Origin of the sequence: Stappia indica, assembly GCF_009789575.1 — a bacterium.
In the GTDB taxonomy this organism is placed as follows: Bacteria; Pseudomonadota; Alphaproteobacteria; order Rhizobiales; family Stappiaceae; genus Stappia; species Stappia indica_A.
Genome location: NZ_CP046908.1, coordinates 882,994 through 895,948, shown reverse-complemented (window position 1 = coordinate 895,948; position 12,955 = coordinate 882,994). Strand labels below are relative to the sequence as shown.

Below are 12,955 nucleotides of genomic sequence, written 5' to 3'. Positions count from 1 at the left end.
AGCGCCCGCGCGCGGGCTGCGATCAGCGCTCCCAGGCCTCGCTGGCATCCTGGATGGGCGAGCTCGCGGCCGGCTCGGGCGTCGCAGGTGCGTCCTCGTCGATGCGAAGAAGCCGGGAGCGCGGCTCGGCCGGGGTATCGTCCGACGCGTCGAGATGGGCGGAGTTGGACGAGGAGTCGAGAATGACCGGCGGGGAATCGAGCGGCAGGCAGGGGGGAGGTCGAGACGGGCTGAGACTGGCGCCGGCAAGGGGCTGCACCTCGATCCGCGACCCGGCGGACAGGTTCAGCCTGACCTCGTGCTGGATCCTAGGCCGCTCGCCGTAAAAACTCAGCGTGAGCGAGTTGCCGCGCACATGGGCCGAGAAAAAGCCACCGGCGATATAGGTATGGAAATACTGGTAAAACCCGGACCCGTCCGGCTGCTGGCTCAGCTGCAGCCGCCGTTGACGCCCATCGATTTCGCCCTCGTAAGTGACGATGACCTTGTCGCCTGCGGCGCGACCGGCGCTGTCTATCCCCTCGGCGAAATATCTCGACGTCGGCGTCGATCCGAACTTATGGCCATAGAGTTTTCCGCCCATCGTGCCGGGGCCGACCTCGCCATAAGGAGAGGTGCCGTCACTCGCCCTGGCAGCTTGCGCGCGTGCTGCCGCCGTCGCCGAGCGCTGGACGAGCCTTTCCAGCAGCGGCTGGAAATAGGTCTGGAGCGCAATCAGGGTCTGGTCGCCGAGAATGCCGTCGGCGGTTCCCTTGTAAACTCCCTTTTCCTGCAAGTGTTTTTGAAGTATGCGCCAGGCCGCAGGATCTCCCGTCTGCGGATAGGGCAAGTCGATTTCCAGTGGGGGCAGGTCGTCGGATGGGAAATGTTTCTCCAGGAACGTCTCGCTGTAGCCGAGCCTGCTTGCCACCATGCGATATCGCGGCATGTCGCGGGCAAGGTTCTTAGTGTCCGAGATGGCGCATAACAGCTCGTCGACGCTGTTCTCGTCCCGTCTGGCGCCGCCGACCAGCGCTGCGACCACTGCGTCGATCTTGCCGTTCACGGTCGGCAAGGGGCCGTCCCCGTCGCCTGCCGCTCCGGCAGTCACCAGATGGCGGACGATGTCCGCATGGCCGCCGAGGGCGGCGATCATCAGCGGCGTCCATCCGTTGGCGGCCCTTGCGGAAACACTCGCGCCATGGTCGAGGGCAAAGCGGACACTGTCGAAGTCGCCGAATTCCGTTGCCTTCAGCAGGATCGTGTCGGCGGCATCCGGGGAGAGCTGCAGGGAGGGCGGGGGAGGCTCGGGGCCGAAATCCTCCAGCCCGGCCACTTCGGCGAGGACCCTGACCGAATAGCCGTCCTCGGTAATGCCGTCGAGGGAGGCGCCCAGTTCCTGGAGCTTGAGCGCATTGTCGATACGTGCCTGCTCCAGCGCGCGCATGACCGGCGTGTAGCCCCTTGCGTCCTTAAGGTCGAGGTCGACGCCCTGTGCCGCGAGGAAAGCAAGCGTGTCCGGCGAGCCGCGCATGGCGGCGATGGTTGCCAAGTTGATGCCGGCATGCTCCACCGAGGCGAGATCCAGTCCGGTCTCGGCCAGCTGTTTCAAGGTGTCGAGGTCGTCGGCACGGGCTGCGGCCATTACCGCCGCATCGGTTCTGGAGATGCCGTCCTGGGCCGCGAGGGCCCCGGTTCCGACATGCGGGCAGGTCATCAACAACACGGACAGGGAAACTGCCCGCAGGGCGCTGGTCATCTTTCGCATGGCGATCCCTCGTCTTTGACCTCAAAAGACGCCGCATGACCGGCGGCCGCAATTGTTCGTGCTGCCGTTGGTGTCGGAGTTGCTGCCCGGCCTTTGTCTGACTTTCGGCACGGTATCGCGCCCGAGCAGGCAGTTGGTCCAGCTCAGATGCGGATTGGCCTGACAGTATTCGTAGCGGGGACCGCCGGGGTGCCCGCCGCTGCCGGCGCCCGAAGCGGTGCCGGAACGTGTTCCGCCCGTTCCGCTGCCGCGATTTCCCACGACCGGTCTGTCGGCGGCTCTCCGGCGTGCCTCGTCCTGCCGACGCTCGTTCAGCACCTGGAAGGCGGCGTTTGCGAGAGAGCGCTGGCGCGGCATCAGCTCCGACAGGGCGTTCGCGACCCTTGCGCGCTCCGCAATTCCCCAATCCGCTTCCGCCCGCTCCACTTCGCTGGCGATCCAGCGGGTGACGGCATCGGCGTTGTCGGCGGAGACTCTGCCGTTGGCCTGCGCTTCGACGATCTGCGTCATCAGGATTGAGTAGGCGCTGTCCATGGAAGGTGAGCCGCCGGTCGCTTGCAGGTCCCGCATGACCTCGATCCGCTGCAGTTGGGCATTGCGGCTTTGGATCGCACGATCCAGTTGCGAGGCGGAGCGGCGGGGATTGCTGGCGCTGTAGCCGTTCCTGGCCGACGGGCTGTAGAGCTGGAAGCTGGAGGTGGCGCCTTCCAGATAGGCGAGGGCGGCGGCCTGGATGTCCTGCATCTGCACTGTGCCGTGCTCCACGAAGGCGCGCGACAACTGCTCCGCGCCGCCCGGGCCGGGCAATCCGCGAGCACTGCGCAGCCGGTCGGATATCTCCAACGGCAAGGCTTGCCCGTCGCGCAGCACGGCAAAAGGTTCCTGGGTGTGTCCAGCACCTTGCCGTGCCTGTTCCAGGAACCGGCGGCTCTCCTTGCGCGCCTGGTTCTCGGCCTCACGCCGGCGCTTTTCCGCAGCCTCCCTGACCTTCCAGTTCTCGAAGGTCTGGCGGCACTGCGCCTCGATGCGTCCCATCTGGTCCTTGAGCGTGCAGGTCTGCCGATAGATCGGCAGGCATGCGTGCGGACCATAGTGGCCGCAAGTGGCGGTCCAGCCCGGCTGGCTGTGCGACTGCTCGCACTGGCGGGCGCGGGCATCGATCGCGTCCAGCCTTGCTCGAAAGGGATAGGCGGGATTGGTGAGGTTGCAGTCGGAACTGCTGCGCGGCTGCAGATAGTCGGCGCTGGCCGGTACGATGGACAACGCCAGCGTGGCGCCGGCGAGCATGCCCAGGACTTCGCGTTTCACCGGCACATCCTCCGGAGCGGACAATGTCACGTAGAGCAACAGACCCGCCTGCAGCCTAGCCGGGCAGGGGCGTCTCCTCAAGCGTCAACGCGCGGACGCATGCGCACATCGCTGCGGGTGCAGGCAGATGTCGTCCGGAACGAACACTTTCGGGAGATATGGGAGAGAAGTTGGCTGGGGAACCTGGATTCGAACCAGGACTAACGGAGTCAGAGTCCGCGGGTCTACCGTTAACCTATTCCCCAATGCCTATGGACGCCTTGTCCGGCCGAGCCGGAACTGTTGGATCTTCGGGCATATGCGACCCTGGGGCCGTTGGTGCCTTGCGATCCCGCCGGAAGAGCTTTTCGAAAAAACTCGACCGACGCCCACCGCGAAGCGGCGACGCATCCATGGGCGGCTTTTTATGAATGCGGGCCTGCGCTGTCAAGCATGGATGCCGGCTCACGGAAAAATTGATCCCTCCTGCCTGTGCATATCCGCGCGCCGCCTCCCATATCATGAGGAACTGCGCGGACTGCGTTCGGCCGCCTCTCTCGACACTTCGCGAGGGCTGGCACGTTGCGGGCTGCGCATATGGTGGTAAACTCTACCTAACGAGAATGCGTTTCCGGGCGGCGGCCACGAGCAGGCTGCCGTAGGGAAAGCAGAGGCGCCATAGGGCGCCGGCAAGGACAGACTGTGAGCGAATCGGGACAGATGAGGCCGGGCGACGACCGGCTGCATCCCGGCTCGACACCGGGACAGGACGACGCGACAGGCGCCGGCTCAGGGCCCGCCAAGCGCAAGAGATCCCGGAAGAGACGCAGGCCGCAGAATGCCGGGAGCATTCAGGCCGGGGTCTCCGGCCAGGGCGCGGGACGCGCCGTCGGAGACCGGGATGCGAAAGCGAATTCAACCGGCGCGCCCTCAAGGGGCGGCGCCGACGGCAAGACTGCGTCCGCCGGCAGCCGCAAGCGCAGCCGCAAGCGGCACCGCCCGAACCGGGCCGAACGCCGTGCAGGCGCGGCCCGTACCGACAGCCATTCGGCCGCCGAAACAGGATCGGCTGCGAACGGACCGCACCACGCAGAAGGCCGAGGGGCCGACGAAGCGCTCCGGGCAAGGCCGCATCCGGCCGGCGCGAAGGCATCGTCGGTGCCGCCGGTTGCTGAACGGGAGGCTGGCGCAGCGCCAGCCGCTGCCGGCCCCTGTTCGCGGGAGCCCGACCGTGCCGGGCCCGACCATCGGGGCGCGATTGCCGCGACTCACGGCCCCCATTGCGCCTCCGGCTCGCGTCCTGCCTCCCGCGAGGCGCCGACGGTTTCGGAGGAGGCGCAGGGGCGCCTCTATGCGGCGCTCGATCTTGGAACCAACAATTGCCGCCTGTTGGTGGCGCGGCCCGAGCAGCGCGGCTTTCGCGTCGTCGACGCCTATTCGCGGATCGTCCGGCTGGGCGAGGGGCTCGGCCATACCAACCGCCTGAGCGAGCCGGCGATGGATCGGGCGCTCGAAGCGCTGGCCTGTTGCCGCGACAAGCTGCAGGACCGGGGCGTCGAACGCTTCCGCCTGATCGCCACCGAGGCTTGCCGCGCGGCCGAAAACGGCCCGCAGTTCATCGAGCGGGTGCGGCAGGAAACCGGCCTGGCGCTGGAAATCGCCTCGCGCGAGACGGAGGCGCGGCTGGCGGTTGCGGGCTGCGCGTCGCTGGTGTGCCCGGACGCCAATGGCGTGGTGCTGTTCGACATCGGCGGCGGCTCGTCGGAAATCGTCTGGCTGGACCTGCGCAACCGCTGCGGCGCGCGCGGTGTGGCACTCACCCGCTTCATCCGGGCCTGGATCTCGCTGCCTGTCGGCGTGGTCAACCTTGCAGAGCGCCACGGCGGGCGCCATGTCACGGCCGACACGTTCGAGGCGATGGTCAACGACGCGCGCGCGCATCTGGAGGCCTTCACGCTCGGACGCGAGCTGAGTGCCGCCATCTGCGACGGCAAGGTACACATGCTCGGCACGTCCGGCACGGTCACGACGCTGGCCGGCGTACATTTCGGCCTGAAGCGCTACGACCGTCGCCGGGTCGACGGGGCGTGGATGGACAACGAAGACGTCACCGCGATGATTGAGCGGCTGCGCGCGATGCCCTATGAGGAGCGCGTCGACAACCCCTGCATCGGCGCCGACCGGGCCGATCTGGTGCTGGCCGGCTGCGCAATCCTGGAGGCGATCCGGCGGCGTTGGCCCTGCCAGCGTCTGCGTGTCGCCGACCGCGGCTTGCGCGAGGGCATCCTGATGGAGCTGATGGCAGCCGACAATGTCTGGCGCCGCAAGCCGCCGCACCGACAGCGCCCGCGCGGGCGCACGAGATAGGACAAGGCAATGACCACTTCGGGCCGCGGACGCGGCGACCGCGGCATGTTCGAGCGGGTGAAGACCGCACGCAAGCGCTCCAACTCCTCCACCCGCTGGCTGCAGCGGCAGCTCAACGATCCTTATGTCCGCCGGGCGAAGATCGACGGCTACCGGTCGCGTGCGGCCTACAAGCTGCTGGAGATCGACGAGAAGCACAAGTTGCTGAAGCCGGGCCAGAGGATCGTCGACCTGGGCGCGGCGCCCGGCGGCTGGTGTCAGGTGGCGGCGGCCAAGATCGGCTCGACCGACGCGGACCCGCTGATCGTCGGCATCGACTATCTGGAGGTCGAGCCGCTGCCCGGCGTGGTGCTGCTGCTCAAGGACTTTCTCGACGACGATGCGCCGGAGGCGCTGCTGCAGGCGCTCGGTGGCCGCGCACCGGACCTCGTGATGTCCGACATGGCGTCGCCGACCACCGGCCACCGCCAGACCGACCACTTGCGCACGACTCACCTGTTCGAGGTCGCCGCTCTCTTTGCCCGCGAGAATCTGGCGCCGGGCGGGGCCTTCCTGTCGAAGGTGTTTCGCGGCGGGGCGGAGAACGACCAGCTGGCCGAGCTCAAGCGCGACTACCAGACGGTGCATCACATCAAGCCGCCGGCGAGCCGCAAGGAAAGCCCGGAACTCTATGTGCTTGCGAAGGGTTTTCGCGGCCGGCAGGACTGAGCGGGCGGCAGTCGCCGTATCGGTGCCTTGAAGAAAAGATCGTGGAGGGGCTGGTCCCTCCGCGATCGCGCTTCCCTTCCCGTCGCACGCGTGTTAATGACCCGCGCCAACTTCTCCCATCTGCGATTTCTCTTCCGGACGCCTCCCGACCGGACGAGTTTCGTTTTTCCTGAAAGGGGAATTGGCCTATGCCCGCATTCTACCAGTCCATTCACGGTACGGAGGCTCTGACCTTCGACGACGTCCTGCTGATGCCGGGCCATTCCGAGGTCCTGCCGGCGGAAACGGACCTGCGCACCCGGGTGACGCGCGATCTCGAGCTGAACCTGCCGATCCTGTCGAGCGCCATGGACACCGTGACGGAAGGGCGGCTCGCCATCGCCATGGCCCAGGCCGGCGGCATCGGCGTCATCCACCGCAACCTCACCGTCGACCAGCAGGCCGAGCAGGTCCGCCAGGTCAAGAAGTTCGAGTCCGGCATGGTGGTGAACCCGCTGGTCATCGGCCCGGACGCGACCCTGCAGCAGGCGCTGGACCTGATGCAGCGCTTCGGCATTTCCGGCGTTCCGGTGGTGGAGAACGGCGGTGCGGGCGGCCAGCATGTCGGCCGCCTGGTCGGCATCCTGACCAACCGCGATGTGCGTTTCGCCTCCGATCCGGCGCAGCGCGTTGCCGAGCTGATGACCCGCGAGGGGCTGGTGACGGTGCGCGACACGGTCAACCAGGCGGAAGCCAAGCGCCTGCTGCACGCCCATCGCATCGAGAAGCTGCTCGTCGTCGACGACCGGCAGAACTGCGTCGGCCTGATCACCGTCAAGGACATGGAGAAGGCCCAGCTCAATCCCAACGCCTCCAAGGACGAGCAGGGCCGTCTGCGGGTCGCCGCGGCAACGAGCGTCGGGCCGGAGGGCTTCGAGCGGGCCGAGCGGCTGATGGATGCCGGCGTCGACCTTCTGGTCGTCGATACCGCCCACGGCCATTCGGAGCGCGTGCTGGAGATGGTCCGCCGGGTCAAGGCGCAGTCCAACGCAGTGCAGGTCCTGGCGGGTAATGTCGCCACCGGCGACGGCACGCGGGCACTGATCGATGCGGGCGCGGATGCGGTCAAGGTCGGTATCGGGCCGGGCTCGATCTGCACCACGCGCATCGTCGCCGGCGTCGGCGTTCCCCAGCTGACGGCGATCATGGAAGCCTGCGCGGCCGCGGAGAAGGACGGCGTGCCGATCGTCGCCGACGGCGGCATCAAGTTCTCCGGCGATCTTGCCAAGGCGCTGGCTGCAGGTGCTTCGGCCGCCATGGTCGGCTCGCTGCTGGCCGGCACGGACGAGAGCCCGGGCGAGGTCTATCTGTACCAGGGCCGCTCCTACAAGGCCTATCGTGGCATGGGCTCGGTCGGTGCGATGGCGCGCGGCTCCGCCGACCGCTATTTCCAGGCCGAGGTGCGCGACACCCTGAAGCTGGTGCCGGAAGGCATCGAGGGGCAGGTGCCCTACAAGGGGCCGCTTGCCAGCGTGCTGCATCAGCTCGGCGGCGGCCTGCGGGCGGCCATGGGCTATGTCGGCGCGCGCAGCATTCCCGATCTCCAGGAGAAGGCGCGTTTCGTGCGGATCTCCGGCGCGGGCCTGCGCGAAAGCCACGCGCACGACGTCACGATCACCCGCGAGAGCCCGAACTACCCCGGCGGTGTCTGAGGGCGGCGCGGGCAACGCCAACGACAAAAGCAGCGGGCGGGAGACATCTCCCGCCCGCTTTCGTTTCCGGCAGCACTTGGCTCGAATTCCGGAAGATCAGCTGGCGATCGCGTCCGGCGCGGTCGCAGGCGAGGCGCGCCGCCGGCCTCCGCGGCGGGGCGCACGCGGCTCGCGCGACATCTCCAGAAGGCGATGCGCGCAGGCGACGAGAAGCTCGGGGGATTCCCCGACCATGTCCTGAGCCGCATACGCGAAATACGCCTTCCAGGCGCGGATTTCCTTTTCGGGATCCGTTGTCGGACTTGCTGATGGCTGATTGATGTCTTGGCGCATGGCATCCTCCTCCGGTCAGAAAGATTTGGCGCCTGGGGACGTTATGGAAGCGTTATTTCTATTCTATTCGCCGACACGTATTGGTTGAGATAAAGTTGTACTATGTAAATAATAACTAGTCATTCCTACTTCAGGTTGACTGGTAATACAATCCCTGGATGAAGGTGGCCGCAAAATCGACAGACGGCAACCGGACCCGGAAGGGCGGCCAGAGATTGGCAATCGGTGACGGATCGGTTAAAGCAGCCGAAAGGCGCAGTGCCGGCCGACAGGGCGGTGACGGGCTTGCCGGCAGGATTTCGCGCGTCGCGCCTCGGGCAGCGGCTGCGCGGCGCGGCCAGTTCCGCGACAGGCCGGTGCGCATGGACGAATTTCGAGGGCACGGAATATGAAGGACGGAGGCCGCCTGGCGGCGGCAATCGAGATTCTCGGCGACGTCGAGCAAGCGCGCCGGCCGGTGCAGGATGCGCTGCGCGACTGGGGGCGGCAGCACCGTTTTGCCGGGTCGGGCGACCGGCTGGTCATCGCCAATCTCGTCTTCGACGCGCTGCGGCGGAGGCTGTCGCTGGCCGCGATCATGCAGGACGAGAGCCCGCGTGCGCTGGTTCTTGCCACCTATGCGCGGATCTGGGGTTTCGGCGTCGAGGGCCTTGTTGCGGTTCTCGACGGCGACAGGTTCGCGCCGGAACCGGTGACCGAGGCCGAGGCGGCGCGCCTTGTCGCCGAGCTGCCTTCGGACATGGCTCCGCATGTGGCGGCCGATATTCCAGAGTGGCTGTGGCCGCAGTTCCATGAGGCGTTCGGCGATGCCGCGGTCGAGGAGGGCAGGGCGCTTGCCGCCCGCGCACCCATCGACCTGCGCGTCAACCTGCTGAAGGGCGACCGCGAGCGCATGCTGCGCAAGCTCTCGCACCTGTCCTTGCACGAGACGGTGATCTCGCCGGTGGGACTGAGGATCGAGCCGCCGCTCGGCAAGGAGCGTGCGCCGCATGTTCAGGCGGAAGAGGGCTTCCGCAAGGGCTGGTTCGAGCTGCAGGACGAGGCAAGCCAGGTGGCGGCGCTCGTTGCTGCGTCCGTCGAGCCGACGCAGGTTCTGGACTATTGTGCCGGCGGTGGCGGCAAGACGCTGGCGCTGGCCGGCGCCATGGGCAATCGCGGGCAGATTTATGCCCATGATGCCAGCAAGTTGCGCCTGGCACCGATTTTCGAGCGGCTGCAGCGCGCAGGCGCCCGCAATATCCAGGTTCGCGACCCGGAAGCGACGTCGCTCGCCGATCTCGAAGGGCGGATGGATCTGGTCTTCGTCGATGTTCCGTGCTCCGGCACGGGCGTATGGCGCAGGCGCCCCGATTCCAAGTGGCGCATCACGCCCAATGCCCTGGCCGCGCGTGTGCGCGAGCAGCGCGAGGTGCTGTCCGCCGCGAGCCGGCATGTGCGCTCCGGTGGCCACCTTCTCTACGCCACATGCTCGCTGCTGCCTTGCGAGAACGGCGAGCAGGTGCGCGCATTCCTGGCAGAGGCGTCCGATTTCGAGGTCGTGTCGCTGGAGCCGCGCTGGACGGAGCTGTTCGGCGAGGCCGCGCCGCGCCCGCGCTTCGAGGAACCGGGCTTTGCGACGCTGAGCCCTGCGCGCACCGCGACGGACGGGTTCTTCATCGCCCTGCTGCGGCGCCGCGAAGGGACCTGAGCCGTCGGAGGCGTCAACGATAGCCGATGAGAGAGGCTGCCTGCGGGCAGCCTCTTTTGTTTCAGGCGGGATGAGCTCGCGTGTCAGAAGCCGGGGAACAGTGGCAGGTTCTCCGGATCGCGCCGTCTCTCGCCCTCGTCGCCGGTCTCGCCTTCGGCGTGTCTTGCCTCCCCCGTCTCGTCCGATGCGGGCTCGGTGAACAGCTCTTCCGCAGCAGGGACCTGGTCGGCCGGTTGCTGGCGCTCGGCGAGCAGCCGTTCGGCCCGGTCTGCCGCTTCCTGTGCCCGCTCCACCGCCTGTCTTTCAAGCTGCGGCACCAGCACGTCGAGATCGCGCCAGACCCCCTGGGGCACACGGTCGCGCTGGCCGGCGGCCATCAGCACGCTTCGGGCCTGCAGGCCGGCGCCGGCGGCGGCGAGGGCGGTGCCGAGGGCATTTCCGGCAGCCCGGTTGTCGGCATCCAGCTCCCATGCGGCGCGGGCATTGGACAGGGCGCCGGCAAGATCGCCCGCCTTGCGGCAGGCATGGCTGAGTTGGATCGGATGCTCCGGGTTGTCGGGCTCCAGCTCCTGTGCGTCGGCAAAGGCCTCGATCGCCTCGCTCCAGCGTTCGCCGGCCAGGTGAATCGATCCGAGCAGGGCCATGATTTCGGCATCGGCGGCCCCGCGCGCCACCGCATGGGTGGCCGCGTCCAGGGCCTCCTCATGGCGCGCCTGTCGGAACAGGATGCGAGCCAGCCCTTTCAGGGCCGGAACATAGGCTTCGTCGAGGCGCAGGGCATGGCGATACTGGGCGATGGAGGCCGCGACATTGCCGAGCGGCGCCTGGGCATCGGCATCCAGCGTCAGGGCGGCGGCGCTTTCCGGCATCGCCTTGAGCAGGCGGCGCGCATGGGGGGCCGCTTCTGCGTGGCGACCCGAACGGATCAGGATGGTCGACAGGCCATAGAGCGCGTTGCGGTTGTCGCGGTCGAAGTCGAGCACGGCGAGGAACGCCTCGCGAGCCTGGTCGTAGCGCCCCAGCAGCAGCAGGGCATTGCCGAGATTGGCACGGGCAGGGCCGTGCTCGGGACGGGTGAACACCACCTGGCGCAGCAAGGTCACCGCTTCGTCGAGATCGCCCTTGCGCATCATCGCGGTGCCGGCGCGGTAGCGGGCCTCGAAGTCCTCCGGATCGCGGGTCATCAGCGCACGGTAGATGTCGAGGGCGCCGTTGAAGTCGCCGGCGGATTCGCGTGCGGCCGCCGCGATGAGAGCATCTGAGGCTTCGGGCGGCGAAAGGAATGAGGCCATGGATCGGGTGGGCTCCTGAGCCGCGCTAGTGCCGTTGCGGTCCGACAGCGGCGATTCGGCCGCGCGGTCTGCATAGCAGGTCATTGCGGGAGCGTAGGGTGCTTCGTCCTGATGGTCAAAGTTCCTGCGTCCGTTCCCGCAGTTATCCGCAGCCGTCCGGCAAGATTGCGGCATTGCGGCAAACGCAGGGCTGACGGCGCAAGATTCCTGTTCAAAACCTGCGGCGCTTTGGCTATTAGCTGCCCATGACCGACCAGCTCCTCATCATCGATTTCGGCTCGCAGGTAACCCAGCTCATCGCGCGGCGTCTGCGCGAGCTGAACGTCTATTGCGAGATCCATCCCTTCCAGAACGTCACCGACGACTTTCTGGCCGAGTTCCGGCCGAAGGCGGTGATCTTCTCCGGCGGCCCGGACTCGGTGACCCGCCAGGGATCGCCCCGCCCGCCGGCCTCCGTCTACGAGCTCGGCGTGCCGATCCTCGGCATCTGCTACGGCCAGCAGGTGATGATGCAGGATCTCGGCGGCCAGGTCGAAGGCGGCAAGATCTCCGGCGGCGGCGGCACGGCGGAATTCGGCCGGGCCTATGTCACGCCGACCGAGCAGCGACTGCCCTTCCTCGACGGCTGGTTCGACGGCGGACGCGAGCAGGTCTGGATGAGCCATGGCGATCATGTCAGCCGACTGGCCCCGGGCTTCGAGGTGTTCGGCACCTCGCCCAATGCGCCCTTCGCCATCACCGCCGACCCGCAGCGCCGGTTCTTCGCCGTGCAGTTCCACCCGGAAGTGCACCACACGCCGAACGGCAAGCGGCTTTACGAGAACTTCGTCAAGCTGGCGGGCTTTACCGGCGACTGGACGATGGGCGCCTATCGCGAGGAGGCGATCCGCAAGATCCGCGAGCAGGTGGGCGACAAGAAAGTCATCTGCGGCCTGTCCGGCGGCGTCGACAGTTCGGTCGCGGCGGTTTTGATCCACGAGGCGATCGGCGACCAGCTCACCTGCGTCTTTGTCGATCATGGCCTGCTGCGCCTCGGTGAGGCGGAGGAGGTCGTAACCATGTTCCGCGACCACTACAACATCCGCCTGATCCATGCCGACGAGCAGGAGCTGTTCCTGTCGGCGCTGGAGGGCGTCAGCGACCCGGAAGTGAAGCGCAAGACCATCGGCAAGCTCTTCATCGACGTCTTCCAGAAGCATGCGAACAGCATCGACGGCGCCGAATTCCTGGCGCAGGGAACGCTCTATCCGGACGTGATCGAGAGCGTGTCCTTCTCGGGCGGCCCCTCGGTGACGATCAAGAGCCACCACAATGTCGGCGGCCTGCCGGAGAAGATGGGGCTGAAGCTGGTCGAGCCCTTGCGCGAGCTGTTCAAGGACGAGGTGAGGGCGCTCGGGCGCGAGCTCGGTCTTCCGGGCAGCTTCATCGGCCGCCATCCGTTCCCCGGGCCCGGCCTTGCGATCCGCTGCCCGGGCGAGATCACGCGGGCGAAGCTCGACATCCTGCGCAAGGCCGATGCGGTCTATATCGACCAGATCCGCCGCCATGGCCTCTACGACGAGATCTGGCAGGCCTTCGTGGCGATCCTGCCGGTGCGCACCGTCGGCGTGATGGGCGACGGGCGGACCTACGACTATGCCTGCGCGCTGCGCGCGGTGACCTCGGTCGACGGCATGACGGCGGACTATTACCCCTTCACCCACGAGTTCCTCGGCGAGACCGCGACGCGGATCATCAACGAGGTCGAAGGCATCAACCGGGTCACCTACGACATCACCTCCAAGCCCCCCGGCACCATCGAGTGGGAATGATTCAGACCCATCTCCGTTCGGCATAGTGCATG

At 67.4% G+C, this 12,955-nt stretch carries 9 protein-coding genes and 1 tRNA gene; 5 read left to right on the top strand and 5 right to left on the bottom strand.

Features of this window, described 5'->3' with window-relative positions:
* Positions 1-22 precede the first annotated feature (22 nt).
* The 3 genes from GH266_RS04150 to GH266_RS04140 form a co-directional block, all read right to left on the bottom strand.
* Positions 23-1,747: an ankyrin repeat domain-containing protein gene (locus tag GH266_RS04150; protein WP_158192774.1), complete on the bottom strand. Its 1,725-nt coding sequence runs from the start codon at positions 1,745-1,747 to the stop codon at positions 23-25.
* Positions 1,748-1,768: 21 nt separating this feature from the next.
* Entirely contained in the window at positions 1,769-3,094 is a 1,326-nt protein-coding gene (locus tag GH266_RS04145) for a hypothetical protein (RefSeq protein WP_158192773.1), read from the bottom strand.
* A 132-nt stretch (positions 3,095-3,226) separates the two neighbouring features.
* Positions 3,227-3,300, bottom strand: a tRNA-Gln gene (locus GH266_RS04140).
* An 892-nt stretch (positions 3,301-4,192) separates the two neighbouring features.
* Between GH266_RS04140 and GH266_RS04135 the strand changes: the two genes are divergently transcribed.
* The 3 genes from GH266_RS04135 (at position 4,193) to guaB (ending at position 7,800) form a co-directional block, all read left to right on the top strand.
* Positions 4,193-5,401, top strand: a complete 1,209-nt coding sequence (locus GH266_RS04135; RefSeq protein ID WP_425329562.1) for a Ppx/GppA phosphatase family protein — start codon at positions 4,193-4,195, stop codon at positions 5,399-5,401.
* Positions 5,402-5,410: 9 nt separating this feature from the next.
* Positions 5,411-6,109 (top strand): RlmE family RNA methyltransferase, encoded by a 699-nt coding sequence (locus GH266_RS04130; RefSeq protein WP_158192772.1) that lies wholly within the window; start codon positions 5,411-5,413, stop codon positions 6,107-6,109.
* 188 nt (positions 6,110-6,297) lie between these two features.
* Positions 6,298-7,800, top strand: a complete 1,503-nt coding sequence (gene guaB, locus GH266_RS04125) for an IMP dehydrogenase (RefSeq protein WP_158192771.1) — start codon at positions 6,298-6,300, stop codon at positions 7,798-7,800.
* A gap of 96 nt (positions 7,801-7,896) precedes the next feature.
* Here the strand turns inward: guaB and GH266_RS04120 are convergent, their stop codons facing one another.
* Positions 7,897-8,133, bottom strand: coding sequence for a hypothetical protein (locus GH266_RS04120; protein WP_158192770.1), 237 nt, complete (start codon positions 8,131-8,133; stop codon positions 7,897-7,899).
* Positions 8,134-8,521: 388 nt separating this feature from the next.
* Between GH266_RS04120 and GH266_RS04115 the strand changes: the two genes are divergently transcribed.
* The gene (locus GH266_RS04115) at positions 8,522-9,820 is read left to right on the top strand and encodes an RsmB/NOP family class I SAM-dependent RNA methyltransferase (protein WP_158192769.1); all 1,299 of its coding nucleotides are present in this window, start codon (positions 8,522-8,524) and stop codon (positions 9,818-9,820) included.
* Positions 9,821-9,903: 83 nt separating this feature from the next.
* On the opposite strand, the gene GH266_RS04110 is transcribed toward GH266_RS04115, so the two are convergent.
* Positions 9,904-11,112, bottom strand: a complete 1,209-nt coding sequence (locus GH266_RS04110) for a tetratricopeptide repeat protein (RefSeq protein ID WP_158192768.1) — start codon at positions 11,110-11,112, stop codon at positions 9,904-9,906.
* A 245-nt stretch (positions 11,113-11,357) separates the two neighbouring features.
* On the opposite strand from GH266_RS04110, the gene guaA reads away from it, so the two are divergent.
* Complete coding sequence (gene guaA, locus GH266_RS04105) at positions 11,358-12,923, top strand: glutamine-hydrolyzing GMP synthase (RefSeq protein WP_209001539.1); 1,566 nt, start codon at positions 11,358-11,360, stop codon at positions 12,921-12,923.
* Positions 12,924-12,955: the final 32 nt, after the last annotated feature.

Coding starts and splice junctions, on each gene's coding strand:
- GH266_RS04150 (WP_158192774.1), bottom strand. CDS start 1,747: ATGCGAAAGATGACCAGCGCCCTGCGGGCAGTTTCCCTGTCCGTGTTG.
- GH266_RS04130 (WP_158192772.1), top strand. CDS start 5,411: ATGACCACTTCGGGCCGCGGACGCGGCGACCGCGGCATGTTCGAGCGG.
- guaB (WP_158192771.1), top strand. CDS start 6,298: ATGCCCGCATTCTACCAGTCCATTCACGGTACGGAGGCTCTGACCTTC.
- GH266_RS04120 (WP_158192770.1), bottom strand. CDS start 8,133: ATGCGCCAAGACATCAATCAGCCATCAGCAAGTCCGACAACGGATCCC.
- GH266_RS04115 (WP_158192769.1), top strand. CDS start 8,522: ATGAAGGACGGAGGCCGCCTGGCGGCGGCAATCGAGATTCTCGGCGAC.
- GH266_RS04110 (WP_158192768.1), bottom strand. CDS start 11,112: ATGGCCTCATTCCTTTCGCCGCCCGAAGCCTCAGATGCTCTCATCGCG.
- guaA (WP_209001539.1), top strand. CDS start 11,358: ATGACCGACCAGCTCCTCATCATCGATTTCGGCTCGCAGGTAACCCAG.